General features: G+C 32.6%; 21 protein-coding genes and 1 pseudogene. 20 read left to right on the forward strand and 2 right to left on the reverse strand.

Going from position 1 to position 17,898, the window contains the following annotated elements:
* Nucleotides 1-59: 59 nt before the first annotated feature.
* The 16 genes from ftsA to gndA all read left to right on the forward strand — a co-directional run bounded on the left by ftsA (nt 60) and on the right by gndA (nt 12,709).
* Nucleotides 60-1,397 (forward strand): cell division protein FtsA, encoded by a 1,338-nt coding sequence (gene ftsA, locus R8749_RS03805; protein WP_317698099.1) that lies wholly within the window; start codon nt 60-62, stop codon nt 1,395-1,397.
* 12 nt (nt 1,398-1,409) lie between these two features.
* Nucleotides 1,410-2,627, forward strand: coding sequence for a cell division protein FtsZ (gene ftsZ, locus R8749_RS03810; protein ID WP_317698101.1), 1,218 nt, complete (start codon nt 1,410-1,412; stop codon nt 2,625-2,627).
* A gap of 21 nt (nt 2,628-2,648) precedes the next feature.
* The gene (locus R8749_RS03815) at nt 2,649-3,080 is read left to right on the forward strand and encodes a cell division protein SepF (protein WP_317698103.1); all 432 of its coding nucleotides are present in this window, start codon (nt 2,649-2,651) and stop codon (nt 3,078-3,080) included.
* Nucleotides 3,077-3,364: a YggT family protein gene (locus tag R8749_RS03820; protein WP_317698105.1), complete on the forward strand. Its 288-nt coding sequence runs from the start codon at nt 3,077-3,079 to the stop codon at nt 3,362-3,364. The genes R8749_RS03815 and R8749_RS03820 overlap by 4 nt, the downstream gene beginning before the upstream one ends.
* Nucleotides 3,364-4,107: a YlmH/Sll1252 family protein gene (locus tag R8749_RS03825; protein ID WP_317698106.1), complete on the forward strand. Its 744-nt coding sequence runs from the start codon at nt 3,364-3,366 to the stop codon at nt 4,105-4,107. Before R8749_RS03820 ends, R8749_RS03825 begins: the two co-directional genes overlap by 1 nt.
* Nucleotides 4,108-4,121: 14 nt before the next feature.
* The gene (locus R8749_RS03830) at nt 4,122-5,195 is read left to right on the forward strand and encodes a DivIVA domain-containing protein (protein WP_317698107.1); all 1,074 of its coding nucleotides are present in this window, start codon (nt 4,122-4,124) and stop codon (nt 5,193-5,195) included.
* Nucleotides 5,196-5,201: 6 nt separating this feature from the next.
* On the forward strand, nt 5,202-5,561 hold the full coding sequence (locus R8749_RS03835) for a DUF6483 family protein (RefSeq protein ID WP_317698109.1): 360 nt from the start codon (nt 5,202-5,204) through the stop codon (nt 5,559-5,561).
* 91 nt (nt 5,562-5,652) lie between these two features.
* On the forward strand, nt 5,653-6,186 hold the full coding sequence (locus R8749_RS03840; protein WP_317698110.1) for a YqeG family HAD IIIA-type phosphatase: 534 nt from the start codon (nt 5,653-5,655) through the stop codon (nt 6,184-6,186).
* Nucleotides 6,171-7,289, forward strand: coding sequence for a ribosome biogenesis GTPase YqeH (gene yqeH / locus R8749_RS03845; protein WP_317698111.1), 1,119 nt, complete (start codon nt 6,171-6,173; stop codon nt 7,287-7,289). The genes R8749_RS03840 and yqeH overlap by 16 nt, the downstream gene beginning before the upstream one ends.
* 18 nt (nt 7,290-7,307) lie before the next feature.
* A complete protein-coding gene (locus tag R8749_RS03850; protein ID WP_317698112.1) occupies nt 7,308-7,943 on the forward strand; it encodes a nicotinate-nicotinamide nucleotide adenylyltransferase in 636 nt (211 codons plus the stop codon).
* Nucleotides 7,933-8,547 carry a bis(5'-nucleosyl)-tetraphosphatase (symmetrical) YqeK gene (gene yqeK, locus R8749_RS03855; protein ID WP_317698113.1) on the forward strand — a complete coding sequence of 205 codons (615 nt, stop codon included), beginning with the start codon at nt 7,933-7,935 and terminating at the stop codon, nt 8,545-8,547. The genes R8749_RS03850 and yqeK overlap by 11 nt, the downstream gene beginning before the upstream one ends.
* The gene (gene rsfS, locus R8749_RS03860; RefSeq protein WP_317698114.1) at nt 8,538-8,906 is read left to right on the forward strand and encodes a ribosome silencing factor; all 369 of its coding nucleotides are present in this window, start codon (nt 8,538-8,540) and stop codon (nt 8,904-8,906) included. The genes yqeK and rsfS overlap by 10 nt, the downstream gene beginning before the upstream one ends.
* Nucleotides 8,899-9,627, forward strand: coding sequence for a class I SAM-dependent DNA methyltransferase (locus R8749_RS03865; protein ID WP_317698115.1), 729 nt, complete (start codon nt 8,899-8,901; stop codon nt 9,625-9,627). The genes rsfS and R8749_RS03865 overlap by 8 nt, the downstream gene beginning before the upstream one ends.
* Complete coding sequence (locus R8749_RS03870; RefSeq protein ID WP_317698117.1) at nt 9,611-10,717, forward strand: nucleotidyltransferase family protein; 1,107 nt, start codon at nt 9,611-9,613, stop codon at nt 10,715-10,717. The genes R8749_RS03865 and R8749_RS03870 overlap by 17 nt, the downstream gene beginning before the upstream one ends.
* Nucleotides 10,718-10,722: 5 nt before the next feature.
* Nucleotides 10,723-11,289 (forward strand): YceD family protein, encoded by a 567-nt coding sequence (locus R8749_RS03875; RefSeq protein WP_317698119.1) that lies wholly within the window; start codon nt 10,723-10,725, stop codon nt 11,287-11,289.
* The gene (gene gndA, locus R8749_RS03880) at nt 11,282-12,709 is read left to right on the forward strand and encodes an NADP-dependent phosphogluconate dehydrogenase (RefSeq protein WP_317698121.1); all 1,428 of its coding nucleotides are present in this window, start codon (nt 11,282-11,284) and stop codon (nt 12,707-12,709) included. The genes R8749_RS03875 and gndA overlap by 8 nt, the downstream gene beginning before the upstream one ends.
* 78 nt (nt 12,710-12,787) lie before the next feature.
* Here the strand turns inward: gndA and yidC are convergent, their stop codons facing one another.
* Nucleotides 12,788-13,759, reverse strand: a complete 972-nt coding sequence (gene yidC / locus R8749_RS03885; RefSeq protein ID WP_317698123.1) for a membrane protein insertase YidC — start codon at nt 13,757-13,759, stop codon at nt 12,788-12,790.
* A gap of 65 nt (nt 13,760-13,824) precedes the next feature.
* Nucleotides 13,825-14,097 carry an acylphosphatase gene (locus tag R8749_RS03890; protein WP_317698124.1) on the reverse strand — a complete coding sequence of 91 codons (273 nt, stop codon included), beginning with the start codon at nt 14,095-14,097 and terminating at the stop codon, nt 13,825-13,827.
* Nucleotides 14,098-14,123: 26 nt separating this feature from the next.
* On the opposite strand from R8749_RS03890, the gene R8749_RS03895 reads away from it, so the two are divergent.
* From R8749_RS03895 to alr, 4 genes and pseudogenes are all read left to right on the forward strand, one after another.
* Nucleotides 14,124-14,870 carry a TrmH family RNA methyltransferase gene (locus R8749_RS03895; protein WP_317698125.1) on the forward strand — a complete coding sequence of 249 codons (747 nt, stop codon included), beginning with the start codon at nt 14,124-14,126 and terminating at the stop codon, nt 14,868-14,870.
* 12 nt (nt 14,871-14,882) lie between these two features.
* Nucleotides 14,883-16,406 carry a degradosome RNA helicase CshA gene (gene cshA, locus R8749_RS03900; protein WP_317698126.1) on the forward strand — a complete coding sequence of 508 codons (1,524 nt, stop codon included), beginning with the start codon at nt 14,883-14,885 and terminating at the stop codon, nt 16,404-16,406.
* A pseudogene (gene acpS, locus R8749_RS03910) lies at nt 16,406-16,773 on the forward strand (holo-ACP synthase). The gene cshA and the pseudogene acpS overlap by 1 nt, the downstream one beginning before the upstream one ends.
* Nucleotides 16,763-17,887 (forward strand): alanine racemase, encoded by a 1,125-nt coding sequence (gene alr / locus R8749_RS03915; RefSeq protein ID WP_317698129.1) that lies wholly within the window; start codon nt 16,763-16,765, stop codon nt 17,885-17,887. The pseudogene acpS and the gene alr overlap by 11 nt, the downstream one beginning before the upstream one ends.
* The last annotated feature ends 11 nt before the right edge of the window (nt 17,888-17,898 follow it).

Raw genomic sequence — 17,898 nt, forward strand, 5'->3', positions numbered from 1 at the left:
ATATTTTATTTATTCATGTGCTAAAATAAATTTATTAAAATCTGTAGGAGGCTGTTCATTTGGATAATGGAGCCCAAACATTTGTTGGTATTGATATAGGAACTTCTTTTGTTAAATTAATTGCAATGCAAACAACCAATAATAATATCAATGTAGTTGGGGTTGGAATTGCCCAGTCTACTGGTATGAATAAAGGAATGGTTGTTGATATCAATCAGACCGTAGAAGATATTAAAGCTGCTCAAAAAGATCTAAATAAAAAATCACAAATTTTAATTGATCAAGTTGTGGTTGGGATTCCGACTAATTATTTATCAATTAAGAATTTAAAAGGTTCTATAGAATTAGGAAAAGATCCGCGAGAAGTCAATGAAAGAGATTTAAAGGAATTAGTTTCGTCAATATTGAATGAGCATCAATCGGTTGAAAATGATTTTGTGGGAATAGCAGTTGAAGAATTTATCGTTGATAATTTTGATGGAATTAGCGATCCTTTAGGAATGATGGGAACAACGTTAAGCATTCATTGTCTGGCTTATGCAATCCCTAAAACCATTTTCAGAAATATTATTAAAGCCGTTGAAAGGTCTGGGTTCAAAGTAAGAAATATTGTATTAAATCCTATTGCAGCCGCTGAAGTGTCATTGAGTTCTGCTCAAAAAGAAATGGGATCTATTTTGATAGATGCTGGAAGCGGGAAGACTAGTTATAGTATTTTCCAAAACAACTTGTTACAAATGAGCGGTACAATTTTTGAGGGCGGGAAAAATATTACTTCAGATATTTCTAAGGTTCTTAAAATTAGTGAGAAAGATGCAGAATCAGTTAAAATTGATTATGGGAGTTTAAAAACTGGGCAAATACAAGATAGTGAATCTTTTGTAATCCAGAGTTTGGATCAAGCTAATGAAGTTAAGGTTGGAGATAAATACCTATCTGAAATTATTCACGCGCGGTTTGAACAAATTTTTACTAAGATTAAAAATAAATTAAATTCTACTAATGCTTTTGATTTGCCAGGAGGTATAATTATTACCGGTGGTAATTCTGCCCTTCCAGGAACTGAGGAAGAAGCCGGTAATATTCTTGGCAGACCTGTTAATATTTATATTCCAAACCAGATTGGTTTGAGAAGTCAAATTTACACAGTGGCTTTTGGAATGATCGTTCATACTTGGCATCTTTCACGAGTTCAAATGATTTTAGAAAGTACTTTGAAGGTTAACAAGTTTGAAAAGTTTCAACCTGAAATGCAGGAAGAACAAACATTAAATGATGAAAATACTGATCTGAATTTTGGAACAGAATCAGGAGTAAAATCTAAGCCCCAAAAAAAGGAAAAAAAGAGTGGCTTTTTCTCTTCACTGAGAAGATGGATTTACAATTTATTTGAGTAACTTGGAGGAATAATGGATAATCAGCAAGGCGAATCTAAAGAAAAAACAGAAGGCGCAATAATTAAAGTTATTGGCGTCGGTGGAGCTGGAGGTAATGCGGTAAATCGAATGGTTGAAGAAGGTGTTAAAGGCGTTGAGTTTTTTGTTGCTAATACTGATCGTCAAGCATTATCTTCCTCAAGAGTTGATAAACATATTCAACTTGGTCCTAAATTGACTAGTGGACTAGGTGCCGGTTCTGATCCAGAAGTCGGTCAAAAAGCAGCCCTTGAAAGTGAAGAAGAAATTAGAAATTCTCTCCAAGGAGCAGATATGATTTTTGTTACTGCCGGGATGGGGGGAGGCACTGGAACAGGTGCTGCCCCTGTCATTTCAAAAATTGCAAAGGATCTTGGAGCTTTGACGGTAGGAGTGGTTACCAGACCATTTAAGTTTGAGGGGTCGAAAAGATCTCAATTTGCAATGACTGGAATTTCTGCGATGAAATCTAATGTTGACACATTGGTTATTATTTCAAATGATAATCTTTTATCAATTGTTGATAAGAAAACTGGTTTAAAAGAAGCTTTTTCAGTTGCTGATGATGTGTTAAGACAAGGTGTTGAGGGCATTACCGATACAATTACAGAAACTGGGCTTGTAAATCTTGATCTTAATGATGTTAGAACAGTCATGGAAAATCAAGGAACAGCTGTCATTGGAATTGGCACCGGCAGTGGAGATAATGCGATTGAGGAAGCTACCGAAGAAGCTGTTGCTTCGCCTTTATTGGAAAGTGATATAACAGGTGCTAAACAAGTTCTATTGAATATTATTGGCGGTAAAAATTTGACTATTTTTGATATCCAATCAGCGGCAGATACTGTTGCTCAAAGGGCATCTAATGATGTTAATGTTATTTTTGGGGCATCAATTGATGAAAAATTTGATGATAAGATTCAAGTAACATTAATTGCAACGGGTATTGATACAGATGGAACTCAAAAACAATCTTCTAGTAGTTCAAAAACTGATACAGCGAGTAATAACAGAGTAGTAGATTGGAATGATAATCAAGTACTTTCCAATGATAGCCAACGTTCAAGTACTTCAGTAGAACAAAATAAAACTGCAAAACCATTCGAGAATTCTGAATTTGAAGTTTTTCAAAGTGGACAAGACGTGAAAAATTCAAGTGATGACGATGATGACGATGTTCCACCGTTTTTAAGAAGAAACAACAATAGATAGTTAATTATACAAGAGGGAAAAATGGCTTTTAATAAAGGATTACTAAAAAATATTTTTGGTTCTGATGATGAGTCAGAATATGATGATATATATGATGACGAAGTAATAGAAGATGACGATGGTGTTGTTGAGCAAGAACGGAAAGTAATTCCCATGAACAAACAAAAAAGTACTGCTAAGAACACAGTAAATCAAAATAAAATTATCGTGGTAGAGCCTAGAATTTACAGCGATGCAGCAGAAATTGTAGGTCAACTTAAGGATAATTATGCAGTTGTTGTAAATTTTGAAAAAATTGAAGCAGATCAAGCAAAAAGAATAATTGATTTTCTTAGCGGAGCAACTTGTGCAATGGATGGTACTACGCAAAGAGTAAGTCCTCAGATTTATCTGTGTACGCCAAGCAATTTTAAAGTTCAGGCAAATTTCAAGGATAGCGAGAGCAATATTTGAGTCAACCAATTTTACGCATACTGTATATAGTCGGAGATCGTTTAATTGATATTTATATTTTAGTAATTACAGTTACTGCTTTTTTATCATGGGTTCCAGGTCTTTATGATTCTAAATTTGGAAGATTGTTAAGGAGATTTACTGAACCATTCGATAATTTAGTTCATAGATTTATTCCTCCAATTATGGGATTAGATCTTTCTCCGATTATTGAAATTTTGATTTGTATGCTGCTTAGACAACTTTGGTTTATGGTTTTAAGCACAATGTTTATGGGCCTTTGATGTCGGAAAAAGATTATTCTGCTAGTAAAATTAAAAATATTGTTGAAATGGTTTCCTTAAAAAAGACGGTTTATGTCAGCAATTTTTTAAACCCATATGAACAAAGTTTGTGGAATTCAAAAAACAAAAATGTGAATTTTAAATTTTGGGGCGGGTATGAAGAAGCTGAAAGAAAAGTTGTAATAGCTTTTTGCTCAAACTTAAAAGAAGATAGTTTATTAAATAATTTTAATCTTTCTGTCGTTGAAGCCTCACTTAATGACTTTTCATCGATTAGTCATCGTCAAGTTTTGGGGTCACTAATTCATAATGGAATAAATCGAGAAGTAATTGGCGATATTTTAATTACTTCTCGAAAGATTCAGATTATTATAAAAAGTTCAATTTTAAAATTTTTAATTGAAAATCCACTCAACGTAAATAAAAATATTTTAAATTTTAGGGAAATAGGGTTTGATCAGATTGAAAAGCCAGTAGTAAAAAGCCTATTGAAAACTGATACAGTACCTTCATTGAGGCTGGATGCTTTTTTATCAAAAGTTTTAAATATTTCTCGGCTTAAATCTCAAACTTTGATTTCACAGGGAAAAGTTTTTGTGGATTTTAAGCCTGTGAGTAAATCTGCATATGTTTTAACAAAAAATGAATTTGTCACAGCTCGAGGTTTTGGTAGAATTAAACTAAATAGGGTTATTGGCAGATCGAAAAAAAATAAAATAGTGATCGAATACCAAAAACTATAGCCAGGAGGTTATTTATGGTACTAACACCTGAAGATATTGCAAATAAAGATTTTAGTCGGAGCGTTCGTGGTTTCAGCGAGAAGGAAGTTAATGATTTTCTTGATGAGATCAACGATAATTATGCTCGGACTTTAGATGAAAATGATGCATTAAAGAATCAATTGTCAGCGTCACAAGAAAAAGTAAAATATTTTTCTGGCTTACAAGATGCACTGAACAAATCAATTCTAATTGCTCAACAAACTGCTGATCGAGTAAAAAAAGATGCAGAAAAAGAGCGTGACCGAATCATTTATGATGCTGAAAATGATGCAAAAAAGATTATAAAAGCTGCGACTGAAAAAGCGAATCAGGTTCAAGATGAAGCCATTGGTCAGACTCAAGAGTTATCTGAAAAAGGAAAAGTTGTAGAAGAAGGCTTAAAAAAATTGCATGATCAGTTGGTTAAGTCTTTGAAACAACAATTAGAGTATGTTAATGATGATAATTGGTTAAATCTTTTGCAATCTCATTTTTCAGAAAATTTTGATGATTTTCAACATTACAAATCTTCAGAAGTTTATGACGATGTTACTAAATCTTTGTTAACGGAAAACCCTGATTTAAAACTTGGAACTGATCCAACAAGTGTAAATGACTCAGAATCATTTGATAATTTTGAGTCTGATCAACAGGTGAACCAATTTGAACAACCTCAAGATACTGAAGACAATGTTAATGGTAATCAGTCAATTCCAATAAACAATGATTTTTCTACAGCTCAGTACAATCAGCCTCAACCTGATATTCAAAGTCAACAACAATATGGGATGAATGAAAATTCAGTTGCCCCAAATCAAAATGCTCAGGGAAATTATGAACCTGACAATTCAGCAGGAGCATCATTTGATCCCGCTTTTAGTAACCCTAATTCGCAAAATTATGCTGATCCATATAGTATAAATCAACCATCTCCAGAAGCAGGAGCATATCCTTTACAGCAACCAAATTTTAATCAAGTACCTGATCCTTCATACCCAAATAATGTTGGATACCCTCAAAATAATGAAGGTAATAATCAAGGTCAACCTAACACACAAGGAAGTTAATCGTTTATGCAACTGGGAACCGGCTTTTCGTTTCATCAAATTAAGCCTTTTATACAAGATGTAATATTTTTTATTGATAATAGTATTCGTAAAGATAATTTAGTAAATTCTAGTAGCAATCTTGTTTCAGACCTAGAAAGAGAAATAAATTATTTATTAGAAAAGCATCTATATAAGAAAGCAGTAAAAAAATTATTTTATTTTCGTTATGACAAAAAAGAAGATGGTTTTACTCAAATCGGTTTTAAGCTTTTTGATCATTTAAAAAGTAAAGACCCAATTGATCTAGAGAATGGCGGTTTATCATTAGATGACTTAGATCGAGGATTAAACAGATTAAAATTAATAGCGGAAGGCAAAATTTAAAGTCAGGTCGGAGATCTGGCTTTTTAATTTTTGGCGAAATTGAAAAAATGTATTAAACTTAAAAAGAATTTTAAAGGGGGAATAGGTATTCGTGCATAATAACCGGTCTAAAAAATGGTATTATCCAACTTGGAAAGCTCATAGTATAACAGATCTTGATCCAATTTCTTTAAAAGCACGTGGGATAAAAGGCGTAATTTCAGATTTAGATAATACTTTGGTTGCTTGGGATCTAAAAGATTCTGATCTAGTTGCAAAAAGGTGGATCAATTCACTAAAAGATGCATCGATTCCATTAATTATTGTTTCAAATAATAATCCTGAAAGAGTAGAAAAGGCAGTTTCAGGTTTAGGGGTGCCATTTATAGCTTTCTCTTTAAAGCCTTCATCAATCGGAATTAAGAAAGCATTAAAAGAATTGAATCTTTCCAAAAAAGATGTAATTTTAGTTGGTGATCAGGTGTTGACTGATCTTTTTGCAGGGTTCTTCTCAAACATCAAAACAGTTTTAGTGGATCCTTTAGTTGAAACAGATCATTGGAATACAAAAATTAACCGCTTTTTTGAAAAACCTTTTATGAATAGAATTAAAAAAGCTAAAGGAATTGAATGGAAAATCAAATAAAGAATATACAGTGTAATGGCTGTGGGGCTTTTATCCAAGATGATGATGATTCTCTGATTGGATATCTTGATCGACGAACATTAGAAAAATTAACGGATAATAAACAACCGATTCTTTGTAAGAGATGTTTCAGGCTTTTACACTATAAAGAAGTCACTCCTTTAAAAGTTGGGGCTGAAGACTTTTTAGAAGTTATTAAAAAAATTCCTTCAAAGGTCACCATTATTGCAGTGACTGATATTTTTGATCTGTCAACGGAGTTCTTCTCTTTACTTAAAAAATTTACTGATGTTGATGAAATATTGATTGTAATTAATAAAATTGAAGCACTTCCAAGAGATTATAAGATTGGGGCCGTTGTTGACTGGGTTAGAAAAGAAGCAATTAAAGAAAAAATAAATGTTAGTTATATTGTTCCAACTAGCGCCAAGAATAAATACAATATTGATGTTTTATATCAAATTATTACTCAAAACATTAAGTATGAAGATGTTTATTTTGTAGGTAATGCGAATGTTGGAAAATCCAGTTTAATCAATGCTTTAGTTAAAAGTCAGAATAGAAATATTACTGAACCGGCTGTCTCTTCACTTCCAGGGACTACTTTAAATTTTCTTACTTTTAAAAATGGAGTTCAAACATGGTTTGATACCCCAGGAATACTTTTAAAAAATCAGTCACTTTCTATTTTTAGTATAGATGATTGGCAGCTAATATTACCTACTAACCAGCTAAAAACTATTATTTTTCAACTTGACTCAGGTCAGACCATTTTTATTGGAGGTCTTGCTTGGGTAGATTTTGTGAAGGGTCAAAAATCTTCTTTTGTCTTTTATTTTAATTCAAATATTTCGCTTCATCGAAAAAAAACAAACGAAAATGAAATTTTTTATTTTCAGCATGTGGGTAATATTTTAATTCCGCCAAAAGAAAAATTAAAAGATACAGATGTCTTTAAATATAAACAATTAAAAATTAAAACTAATGAAAAAAAAGATGTAGTTTTTCCTGGGATAGGCTGGTTAACTTTACCCAAAAGAGTAGAGATTTGTTTGAATTTAGTTGATAATTTAGATGTAACTATTAGATCAGCTATTGTATAGGGATATAAAGTGGTAAAAATGGATAGATTAAAAAAAGAAAATGTAATTTTAACACTGCCAAAAGAAGAAAAAAAAACAGATCATAAAAGAAAAGCAATTGGGCTTTTTACTGGTAAATTCGACCCCATTCATATCGGACATCTAGTGGTGGCAGAAAATGTCAGTGATTTTTTAAATCTTGATAAAATTTATTTTATTCCTGTGACTAATCACGATATCATTGAGAATGATCTTCAAAAAGATTGTCATCGTTTAACAATGATTAAAGATAGTGTCAGAGATAATGACCGATTTGAATTACTTTATTCAGGGACTTTATTTGAAAAGCCTAAGAACTTGGAAGATATGTTTCGGTTACTTCATGAGAAAAATCCAGAGGCAGAGTATTATTGGATTGCCGGAAATGAATTTATAAATTCAATTAGTATGGGAACTTTCTCAACGAAATTATTGGATTATGTAAAGTTAGTTGGTACAAGACGCTATAACTTTGTTTTGCGTTCTAAGGTTCCGATTACTTGGGTAGAGGTTCCAAGTATCAATATCTCCAGTTCTAATATTCGCAATCGTTTAAAAAATAAAATGACAATTCGTTATTTAGTGCCAGATAAAGTGTTCCGTTATATTTTGAAGGAGAATCTTTATGGCAAGTGATTGGTTCAATTACTTTAAAGAAATCGAAAAAAATAAACTAAGTGAACATCGTTATCAGCATTGTATTTCAGTATCAAGTACTGCTGAATCATTAGCAGAAAAATATGGTGTTGATTCAAAAAAAGCTAAATTAGCAGGATTACTTCATGATTTATATAAACAGACGGATGATCAGATGTTTATTGATCTAATCCATTCCGGTCACTACGACTTGAGCTTATTAAAATATGGAAATGGAGTATGGCACGGATTTTTAGGAGCTGATCTTTTAAAAAATGAATATCACTTTTACGACGAAGAGATTTTAAATTCGATTAGATATCATACAATCTCTAATCCGCAAATGGATAACTTAGCAAAAGTTATTTTTGTAGCGGATTATATTGAACCTAATCGCAACTTTGAAGAAGCAGCATTGGCCCGCATGATTGCAAAAGAGGATCTAGATGCGGCAGTTTTATTTGAAATAGAAAAAACTGTTCATTATCTAATGGAAAAGTCATCGTTGATTCATCCGGCAATGTTGCTAACTTACAATACTTTATATACAAACAATTTGAAATATCATGAATTGATTGAAAAAGCGGAGGAAAATTGGAAATAAACTCTATAAAGCTAGTAGAAGACCTGACCAAAAAATCAGATCAAAAACAGGCAAATAATATTACAGTTTTAGATATTCAGGGGATTAGTGTTATCGCTGATTATTTTATGATTATGGATGTTCGTAATACTAGAATGATGGATGCATTAGTTAAAGATTTAACTGAAGAAGCAGAAAAAGACGGTTACCCAGTTAAAAGGATTGAAGGAAAAGAAGTTTCTGAATGGGTTTTGCTTGATTTTGGAGATGTTGTTGTTCACATTTTTACACCCGAAAAAAGAGAATTTTATAATTTAGACCGTCTATGGATTGAAGCTAACAAGGTTGACGTTAATCAGTGGTTGGATATAAATGTTTAATTCGTTTGCTGAAATTTATGATGAATTGATGGATAAAAGTCTTTATCCTAAATGGCTTAAATTTACTGAACGTTTTGCACCTCTGGGGACAAAAAAAGTTCTTGATTTAGCTTGTGGAACCGGTGATTTTTCTATTCTCTTGGCAAGAAATAATTTTAAGGTAATGGGATTAGATTCTTCTGAGGAAATGTTATCCATCGCTAGCTCTAAGTTAGATGAAAATGATGTAATGTTTGTAAAAAGAGACATGCGTAATCTTGATGGTGTAGGAATTTTTGATCTAATAACTTGCTTCGATGATTCTTTAAATTATTTGCTTGATTTTAGTGATATCAATAAAGTTTTTAGTGGAGTTTATAATTCTCTAAAAAGCGGGGGCGTATTTCTCTTTGATGTTGTTTCGCTATATCAGGTCGATGTTATCTATGAAGATTTTCGGTATAACTATTCCGATCATGATAATTCACTTTTATGGAATGCCTATCAGGGTGAAAAAGATCACTCGGTAATCCATGATTTAGTTATCTTTAAATATGATTCTGAAATTGATGCTTACCATCGTTATTCAGAACAGCAGGAAGAAAGAGCTTATGAAATGTGGCAATTTCTTGATTCTTTGAAAAATGTTGGCTTTAATGAGATTCAAACTTGGGCAGATTTTGGACAAAAGGAAATCGATCCAAAAACAAAACGGTGGTTTTTTGTTGCAAGAAAAGATTAAAGTTTTAGGAATCATTGCTGAATACAATCCTTTTCATTTAGGACATCTCTGGCAGTTAAATGAAGCAAAAAGAATTGTTAATCCGGATGTTACTGTTATTATTTTAGGCGGTAATTACACTCAAAGGGGTGAAATGTCGATTTTACGTCGAGAGGATAAAGTTAAACTTGCTTTGAATTTTGGAGCTGACTTGGTAGTTGGCATTCCTTTTTTTTCTAATATTCAGGCAGTTAATGAATTTGCGATGGGAAGTGTTGCAGTTGCAAAAAAGCTTAAAATAACTCATTTGGCATTCGGAAGTGAGCAGCCCAATTTTCCTTATTTAACTAAGGCTGATGAATATTTACAAAGCAGTGTATCAAATAACCCTGAAATTAAATTTAAAAATGAAAATTATGCTAATAATCTTGCGTTTAATTTCGAAAAGTTTTCGATTTTCTTAAAAGAGGCAAACCATCTTTTAGGGTTCTATTATGCGTTAGCAGCCCAAAAATTAAATTTTCCAGTTGAATTGATACCAATTAAACGAGCAGTTGAAGAAGTAAGCAGCAGTAAGATTAGAGGCCTTCTAAAAGATAATCGGATTAAAGAAATAGAAAAAATGGTTCCGTTTGAGACAATAAGTTTTTTGTCATCTAAGTCTATAAGTAATTTTGAGTCTACATTTGCTATCGTTAAGGCTAAATTGTTGCTGGAAAGTGAAGATGAATTAAAAGATATTTTTTTGTTACCAGAAGAATTGTTAAAGCGTTGTAAAAAAATAGTAAAAAGTTCAAATGATTATGAAAATTTCATTCACGCGTTAAAAACAAAAAGATACACTTTAACTAGAATAAAAAGAATTTATCTCTATCTTCTTTTGGGGATTCGCGATAAGGTAGATGATAATTCAACTTTATTAAGGGTGTGGGGTTTTAATCATAAAGGAGAGGAATACCTATCGTTAATCAAAAAAAGTACTAATTTAATTACAAATCCTCATAGATCTGACTATGAAAATTCACGTTCTTTGAAATTTGAATATCAGGCTAATGAATTTTACGATTTTATAATGAATAAAGAGTCATCAAGATTAGTAATCGAAAGGTGAAATTAGTGAAGTTAACTTTTGATTTTGGGAAAATTTTAGAAAGAAAAGAAAACACAATTTTTCAAGGAAAAGTAGACCTTAGTGAAGCAATTAAAGAAAGAAGTTCTGAATATCAAGCGGATGTTCCGTTTGATTTAAAAATCACATTAGAGCCAATTGAAGATAAATATATCGATGCGTACATCGATATTCAGGGGTTGTTAATCGTTCCTTCTACTAGGAGTCTAAAACCTGCTGAAGTTAAAATTAATCAGCATGTTGAAGAGATATTTGTTCGTTTGGAAGAAGATATTGAAACTGATGAAGAAGATGATCGAGTTATAACTAAAGTTGAGAATAATAATTTAGATTTGTATAATACGGTCGTTGACTATATTTTATTAGGAATTCCAAGCCAGGTATTAACAGAGAAAGAACAACAAGAAAATTTAATGCCGAAAGGTGAAAATTGGCAAGTAATTTCTGAGGATCATTTTGAAAGTATAAAAAAAGACTCAGATAAACTACCAAAAGATACTCTTAGTAAGTTAGAAAAATTAAAAGAAGAATTAGGTAAGGAGAATAATGAGTAACAAAGCAGAAATTGGTGTCATCGGAATGGCCGTAATGGGTAAAAATTTAGCATTAAATATCGAAAGAAACGGTCATAGTGTTGCAATTTATAATCGAACATCTTCTAAAACTGAAAAAGTAATGGAAGATCACGCTGAAAAAAATTTAGTTCCAAGTTATACTCTTGAAGATTTTGTAAATAGTATTAAGAAACCGCGACGAATTATTTTAATGGTTAAAGCAGGTGCAGGGACTGATGCTGTAATTGATCAATTACTCCCTATTTTAGATCAGGGAGATATTTTGATTGATGGCGGAAATACTTTCTTTGAGGATACAATGCGCCGGAGTGAGAAACTAGACGCTTCAGGTATTAATTTCATTGGAATGGGAGTTTCGGGCGGCGAATTAGGGGCTTTAAATGGTCCTTCGATGATGCCTGGTGGTCAAAAAGAAGCATACGATCAACTTGCTGATATTTTTAAACAAATGGCGGCAAAAGCTGAAGATGGTGAGCCGTGTGTTACTTATGTAGGTCCTAACGGTGCCGGACATTATGTAAAAATGATCCATAATGGAATTGAATATGGTGATATGGAATTGATCGCTGAAACTTACAATATACTACATAATTTATTAGGTTTAACCGTTGAAGAGTGCGCTGAGATATTTAAAGATTGGGATCAAGGTGAACTGCAAAGTTATTTAATTGAAATAACAGCTGATATTTTGACTCGTAAAGATGATTTGGGAAGCGATAAACCAATTGTTGATTTGATCTTAGATGAGGCAGCAAATAAAGGAACTGGTAAATGGAGTTCACAAAATGCCTTAGAATTAGGCGTTCCTCAATCTGTGATCACAGAATCAGTTTATGCCCGTTATATTTCTTTTTTGAAAAAAGAAAGAGTCACTGCTAGTAAATCACTAACAGGTCCTAAATTTAATAAGATTAGTGAAAGTGATAAAAAAGAAATAATTTCTTTATTAGAAAAAGCATTATATTTTAGTAAGGTAATGAGCTATGCTCAGGGTTTTGAACAAATTAAAATTGCCTCTGAATATTATAATTGGAACATTAATTATGGTGAAATGGCAAAGATTTGGCGTGAGGGCTGTATTATTAGAGCAAGATTTCTACAAAATATTACTGATGCCTTCAATAGAGAACCCCAATTAGATAATCTTCTTTTAGATCCATACTTTAAGAATATTGCTGATAATTATCAAGATGCTTTACGACAAATCGTAGCATTAGCTGTTAAAGCTGGAATCCCAGTTCCAGTTTTTGCGGCAGCAATTACGTATTATGATTCTTATCGCAGCGAAGTATTACCAGCAAATCTTATTCAAGCTCAAAGAGATTATTTTGGAGCACATACATATCACCGTATTGATCGTGAAGGTATTTTCCATTATCCTTGGTATGAAGAACAATAATTAATAGTTAGATAAAAATAAGCCCTGTAACTGCTAGATAGAACTAGTAGCCACAGGGCTTTTTAATAGTTAATCAAACTATTTTTTATGATCAAAATTTTGTTTTCCAGCATTACGTTTCCTTAAGTCAACATCATCTGAAGTAATTTTCTCCTCAGATGATAATGTTGTTTTATCTTCAGTAACATAACTACTTTGATTTTTAAACATCTCTTCAGTAACAACTTCGACAATCGGATTTTCTTCCAAGTCTTCGTCAATTTGGCGGCGTACTTTTGGTAAGATGAGATAAGTAGTAATTGCCTGCTGAACTAGCGCTAAAAGTCCAGTTACTAAAAAGTAGAGACCTAATCCAGCAGGAGAAGCAAAAGTGAAGAAGAAAATCATTAACGGAGAGATAACAAGAATCGATTTTGACTGTTTTCTTTGTTCAGGGTTCATTCCGGCAAGTGACATATAGCCTTGGATAAAATAGGTTAGAGTTGCTAAAAGAACGATTATTAGGTTAGGTTTTCCAAGGTTCATTCCAAAGAAAATACTGTGCTGTAAGGTTTCAGAATATTGAATTCCTAAAAACAAACCACTAAAGAAAGGCAGCTGGATAATTAATGTTAAACATCCGATACTTGGAATCATTTTGGTGTTATTTTTTTTATAAACATCCATCAACAATTGATTAAGTCTGATCTGTTCCTGCTGATCTTTTGTCTTTTTTAATTGTTTATTGACGATGTTTATCTGAGGCTGCAAAAGTCGCATTTGTTCTTGCTGCAAAGTTTGCTTTTTAGCTTGATTTAACCGTAAAGGTAAGATAATTAGATTGACAAGCACGGTAATGATCAGGATTGCGAATCCATAACCGTTATGTCCACCAAAAAAATTTCCAAGCCAAATAATTGAGTTTTGCATTGGAATTCCAAAAATCTTGTAAATCGTGCCGTAAAAGAAATCGGTCGGTGGTTTTCTTACAGTTGACGCACGACGGGCACAAGAAGTTAAAAAGAGGAGTATTGGTAACAGAGACCAAGTAATGATTTTTTTGTTTTTCAATTATAAATCCTTTTCAATGTGAACTAAAAGAACATTATAACATAAGGGAATTTTTGTTTACCATTTTATATAATTCTAAAATCATGATAAACTGGATTGTCTAATATTTTCGTTCTTTCTACCTTAGCAATCCGAGCCCAAGGAGAGATTTTATTGGGCAGTTCACTGGTAAACTTATTTATTAAGTTTTGTGATCCTTGAACAATTGCTGTAACATTACCGTTTGAGTCGTTATGAATGGTTCCTGTTAATCCTATTTCGTCAGCAAATATTTTACAGGAATACCTAAATCCAACGCCTTGAACGCGACCAGAAAATAATAACTTTTCTGTTTCCATATTTTAAGAACCTCCTAATATAAATAATGATAATAGATTCAATTCAAAATAAACATATTAAATTTGTCAAAAAAATAAGCACTGCCAAATATCAAAAAAGAGAGCATCAATATCTTATTGAAGGGCGCAATTTAGTAGATGAAGCCATTCATTATAGCAAACCGGTCGAGATTTTAGCGGTTGAACACTATAGTGAATATTTAAACGACTTAAATTGTGATTTTACTTTGATTAGTGATCAAGTTGCAAAATATCTGTCTTCAACAATAACTTCTGAAGGTATTTTTGCAGTGATGAAAATTGATAACCAAGAACCCCAAAAAGGGAATTGGTTAATCTTTGATGATTTGCAAGATCCGGGAAATGCCGGTACAATTTTAAGAACGGCAGATTTTTTTGATTACCAGGGTGTTTTTTTTAGTAATAAATCTGTATCACCTTATTCTCCCAAATTATTAAGGGCAGCTCAAGGGAGTAATTTTCATCTTCAAGTGCTTGAAGGAGAAATTGAAACTTTTATTCAACTAATTAGGGAGTGGAATGAAAAAGTCTTGGGAACGACACTTCATACTCATGCAAAAGATGTGAATGAGCTTAAGCTCGAAGAGCCTTTTGCATTAGTTTTAGGTAATGAAGGTCACGGTGTAAGCAAAGCAATTGATTCAATTATTGACGAAAATGTTTTAATTCCAACTAGCGGACATGCTGAGAGTTTAAATGTTTCAGTTGCAGCTGGAATTTTGATGTATGCACTAAGTATAAATACAAATTAAAGGAAATTGATATTGAAATTTAACGAACTAGATTTACAACCAGAAGTTTTAAAAGCAATTAAAGATGCAGGATATGTTGAAATGACGCCTATTCAGGAGCAGTCACTGCCTTTAGTCTTAGAAAAAAAAGATGTATTGGGCCAGGCTCAAACCGGAACTGGTAAAACAGCAGCTTTTGGCATTCCTGCTATTCAAGAAGCCAGTCATGAAGACCACTTTATCTCAACGTTAGTGATGTCTCCAACTAGAGAGTTAGCAATTCAAACTCGTGACGAATTAGCTAAATTAGGGCACGATAAAAAAATTAGAGTGATGGTAGTTTATGGAGGAGCAGATATTGGTCGTCAGATTAAAGATCTAAAAAATCCTCCGCAGATTTTAGTAGGTACTCCGGGAAGGCTGCAAGACCATATTAATCGAAAAAACGTTGATTTTTCTCATTTAAAAACTTTAGTCTTAGATGAGGCTGATGAAATGCTTGATATGGGTTTTTTGGAAGATATTTCCAAAATAATCAGATCTTTGCCGAAAGAAAGGCAAACATTGCTATTTTCAGCAACAATGCCGCAAGATATTATGCAAATCGGAACGGCATTTATGAAAAATCCGGTGACCATAAAGGTAAAATCAAAAGAGTTAACAGCGGATTTAATTGATCAATATTATGTGAAAGCCCGTGATAATGAAAAGTTTGATTTTATGACGCGGTTGATGGATGTTCAGCGTCCAGAATTGGCTCTTGTTTTTGGAAGAACAAAAAGAAGAGTTGATGAATTAACTCGTGGATTGAAGATCAGAGGTTTTAAAGCTGAAGGAATTCATGGTGATTTAACCCAACAAAAGAGGATGAATGTCTTAAGAATGTTCAAGGCGGGAGAAATTCAGATTTTGGTGGCGACTGATGTCGCTGCTCGAGGTCTTGATATTCGAGGAGTTACTCATGTTTATAATTACGATATTCCTCAAGATCCAGATAGTTATGTTCATCGAATTGGTAGAACAGGACGTGCGGGACGTGCAGGAATGTCAATCACTTTTGTTAACCCGCGTGAAATGGACTATTTAAGAGGAATTGAACGGTTAACAAAAGTAAAAATGATTCCTTTGATGCCTCCAACAGCCGATAAAGTTCAAAAAGAATTGATTAATTATGCAATGTCACAAATTGAGTCTAAGTCATCATCAATTAATGTCAGCAAATATAAAGAAGAGGCTGAAAAGCTAGTTAGTGAAATTGATCCATTGATTTTAGCAAGTCTTCTTTTACAAAGTTATACAAAGAGCAGTACTAAGAATCGACCGGTAAATATTTCTGTGGAAAGGCCATTACCGCTTAAGAAAAAATCGGGTAATGGGCACCAAAGAAATAATCGAGGAAATTCTCGTCACTATAATTCAAGAAGCTCGTATCATCATGACCGTGATCGTGATCAAAAGAAATTTGGACATCGAGATTATAAAAAGAAGACTAATACTAAAAAAGAACCAGTTCAAAAAAAAGTTAACCGTAATTTTGTAATTCGTACCAATGCCTAATGATTTATGGAATTGGAGTAGATATTACCGAGCTAAAACAAATTCAGAAACTTTTTCAAAAATTTGGTAATAAGTTTGTTGATCGAATTTTAACATCAGAAGAAAAAAAGATTTTTACTCTATTAGTTCGTTAAAACGACAAGTTGAATTTTTAGGAGGCCGTTTTAGTGTTAAAGAAAGTTATACAAAAGCTTTAGGTACTGGATTAGGATCCATTGGGTTTCAAGATATTGCAGTGTTAGACGATACTAATGGGAAACCTTTTTTTTTATATCAGCCATTTCAGGGAAAAAGTTATGTTTCAATTAGTCATACTAATGAACTAGTTTTTACAGAAGTAATATTGGAAGCAGAAAATGAAATTTGATTACATTCCGTCTAAAATTTACGTTGATCAAAAAGCTATTTATGACAATTTAAAAGTTGTTCGAAATTTGCATCCTACTAAAGATATTTTAGCGGTTGTCAAAGCGGATGCATATGGACATGGAATTGAAAATGTTTGCGAACCGGCAATAAAAGCAGGAGCAGTGGGATTTTGTGTTGCTTATGTTGATGAAGCGAGAATGATTCGCAAACTTGGATATAAGGAATTAATTTTAGTTTTAGGTGCAAGTGAAGTTCAAGCTTCTAAAATAGCTCAAAAAGAAAATATTAGTTTAACAGCTCCATCTTTAAAATGGTTAAAGGAGGCCCTTAAAAATCTAGACCCAGCTAGTTCAAAAAAATTAAAAGTTCATTTGGCTCTTGATACCGGAATGGGTAGAATTGGAGTTACGACTTTAGAAGAACTAAAAAAAGAAATTAAATTTATAGAAGATAACGATAATTTGTTTGAACTAGAAGGTATCTTCACTCATTTTGCAACCGCAGATGAAGGTGGTAATTATTATAACTATCAAAAAAATAAATTTGTTGAAATGGTTAAAGATTTTAAGGATCAAGTAAAGTATCTTCACTGTGAAAATAGTGCTGCTGGTTTGATAGAATCGGAGGACGATTTTACTAATACTATTCGTTTAGGAATTGCACTTTATGGAATTTCTCCTTTTTTAGAAAAGAAAAAAGTTACTTTAAATTTGAAACCTGCTTTAAGCTTGAAGTCTCAGATATCTTTTATTAAGGAGGTTCCTAAGGGAACGAAAATTAGTTATGGTGCGACATATTCTGCACCAGATGATGAATATATCGCAACTGTTTCGATTGGTTATGCAGACGGCTGGTTACGCCGGATGCAAGGATTTAAAGTGATAATTGATGGGAAATTTTGTCAAAATGTTGGTCGAATTACAATGGATCAATTAATGGTTAGAGTTCCCCAAAAATTTCCGATCGGAACGGAAGTTGTTTTAATAGGAGAAGAAGGAAAGAATCGGATTACAGCTGAAGAAGCTGCAGATTTTGCTGGAACTATCCCTTATGAAATCTTAACAACACTTTCAAAAAGAGTACCTAGAATTGCAGTTAATCCTGTTAATTAATAATTATTTAA

The organism is Xylocopilactobacillus apis, from assembly GCF_033095965.1.
In the GTDB taxonomy this organism is placed as follows: Bacteria; Bacillota; Bacilli; order Lactobacillales; family Lactobacillaceae; genus Xylocopilactobacillus; species Xylocopilactobacillus apis.

Coding starts and splice junctions, on each gene's coding strand:
- ftsZ (WP_317698101.1), top strand. CDS start 1,410: ATGGATAATCAGCAAGGCGAATCTAAAGAAAAAACAGAAGGCGCAATA.
- R8749_RS03815 (WP_317698103.1), top strand. CDS start 2,649: ATGGCTTTTAATAAAGGATTACTAAAAAATATTTTTGGTTCTGATGAT.
- R8749_RS03825 (WP_317698106.1), top strand. CDS start 3,364: ATGTCGGAAAAAGATTATTCTGCTAGTAAAATTAAAAATATTGTTGAA.
- R8749_RS03830 (WP_317698107.1), top strand. CDS start 4,122: ATGGTACTAACACCTGAAGATATTGCAAATAAAGATTTTAGTCGGAGC.
- R8749_RS03835 (WP_317698109.1), top strand. CDS start 5,202: ATGCAACTGGGAACCGGCTTTTCGTTTCATCAAATTAAGCCTTTTATA.
- yqeH (WP_317698111.1), top strand. CDS start 6,171: ATGGAAAATCAAATAAAGAATATACAGTGTAATGGCTGTGGGGCTTTT.
- R8749_RS03850 (WP_317698112.1), top strand. CDS start 7,308: ATGGATAGATTAAAAAAAGAAAATGTAATTTTAACACTGCCAAAAGAA.
- yqeK (WP_317698113.1), top strand. CDS start 7,933: ATGGCAAGTGATTGGTTCAATTACTTTAAAGAAATCGAAAAAAATAAA.
- R8749_RS03865 (WP_317698115.1), top strand. CDS start 8,899: ATGTTTAATTCGTTTGCTGAAATTTATGATGAATTGATGGATAAAAGT.
- gndA (WP_317698121.1), top strand. CDS start 11,282: ATGAGTAACAAAGCAGAAATTGGTGTCATCGGAATGGCCGTAATGGGT.
- R8749_RS03890 (WP_317698124.1), bottom strand. CDS start 14,097: ATGGAAACAGAAAAGTTATTATTTTCTGGTCGCGTTCAAGGCGTTGGA.
- R8749_RS03895 (WP_317698125.1), top strand. CDS start 14,124: ATGATAATAGATTCAATTCAAAATAAACATATTAAATTTGTCAAAAAA.
- alr (WP_317698129.1), top strand. CDS start 16,763: ATGAAATTTGATTACATTCCGTCTAAAATTTACGTTGATCAAAAAGCT.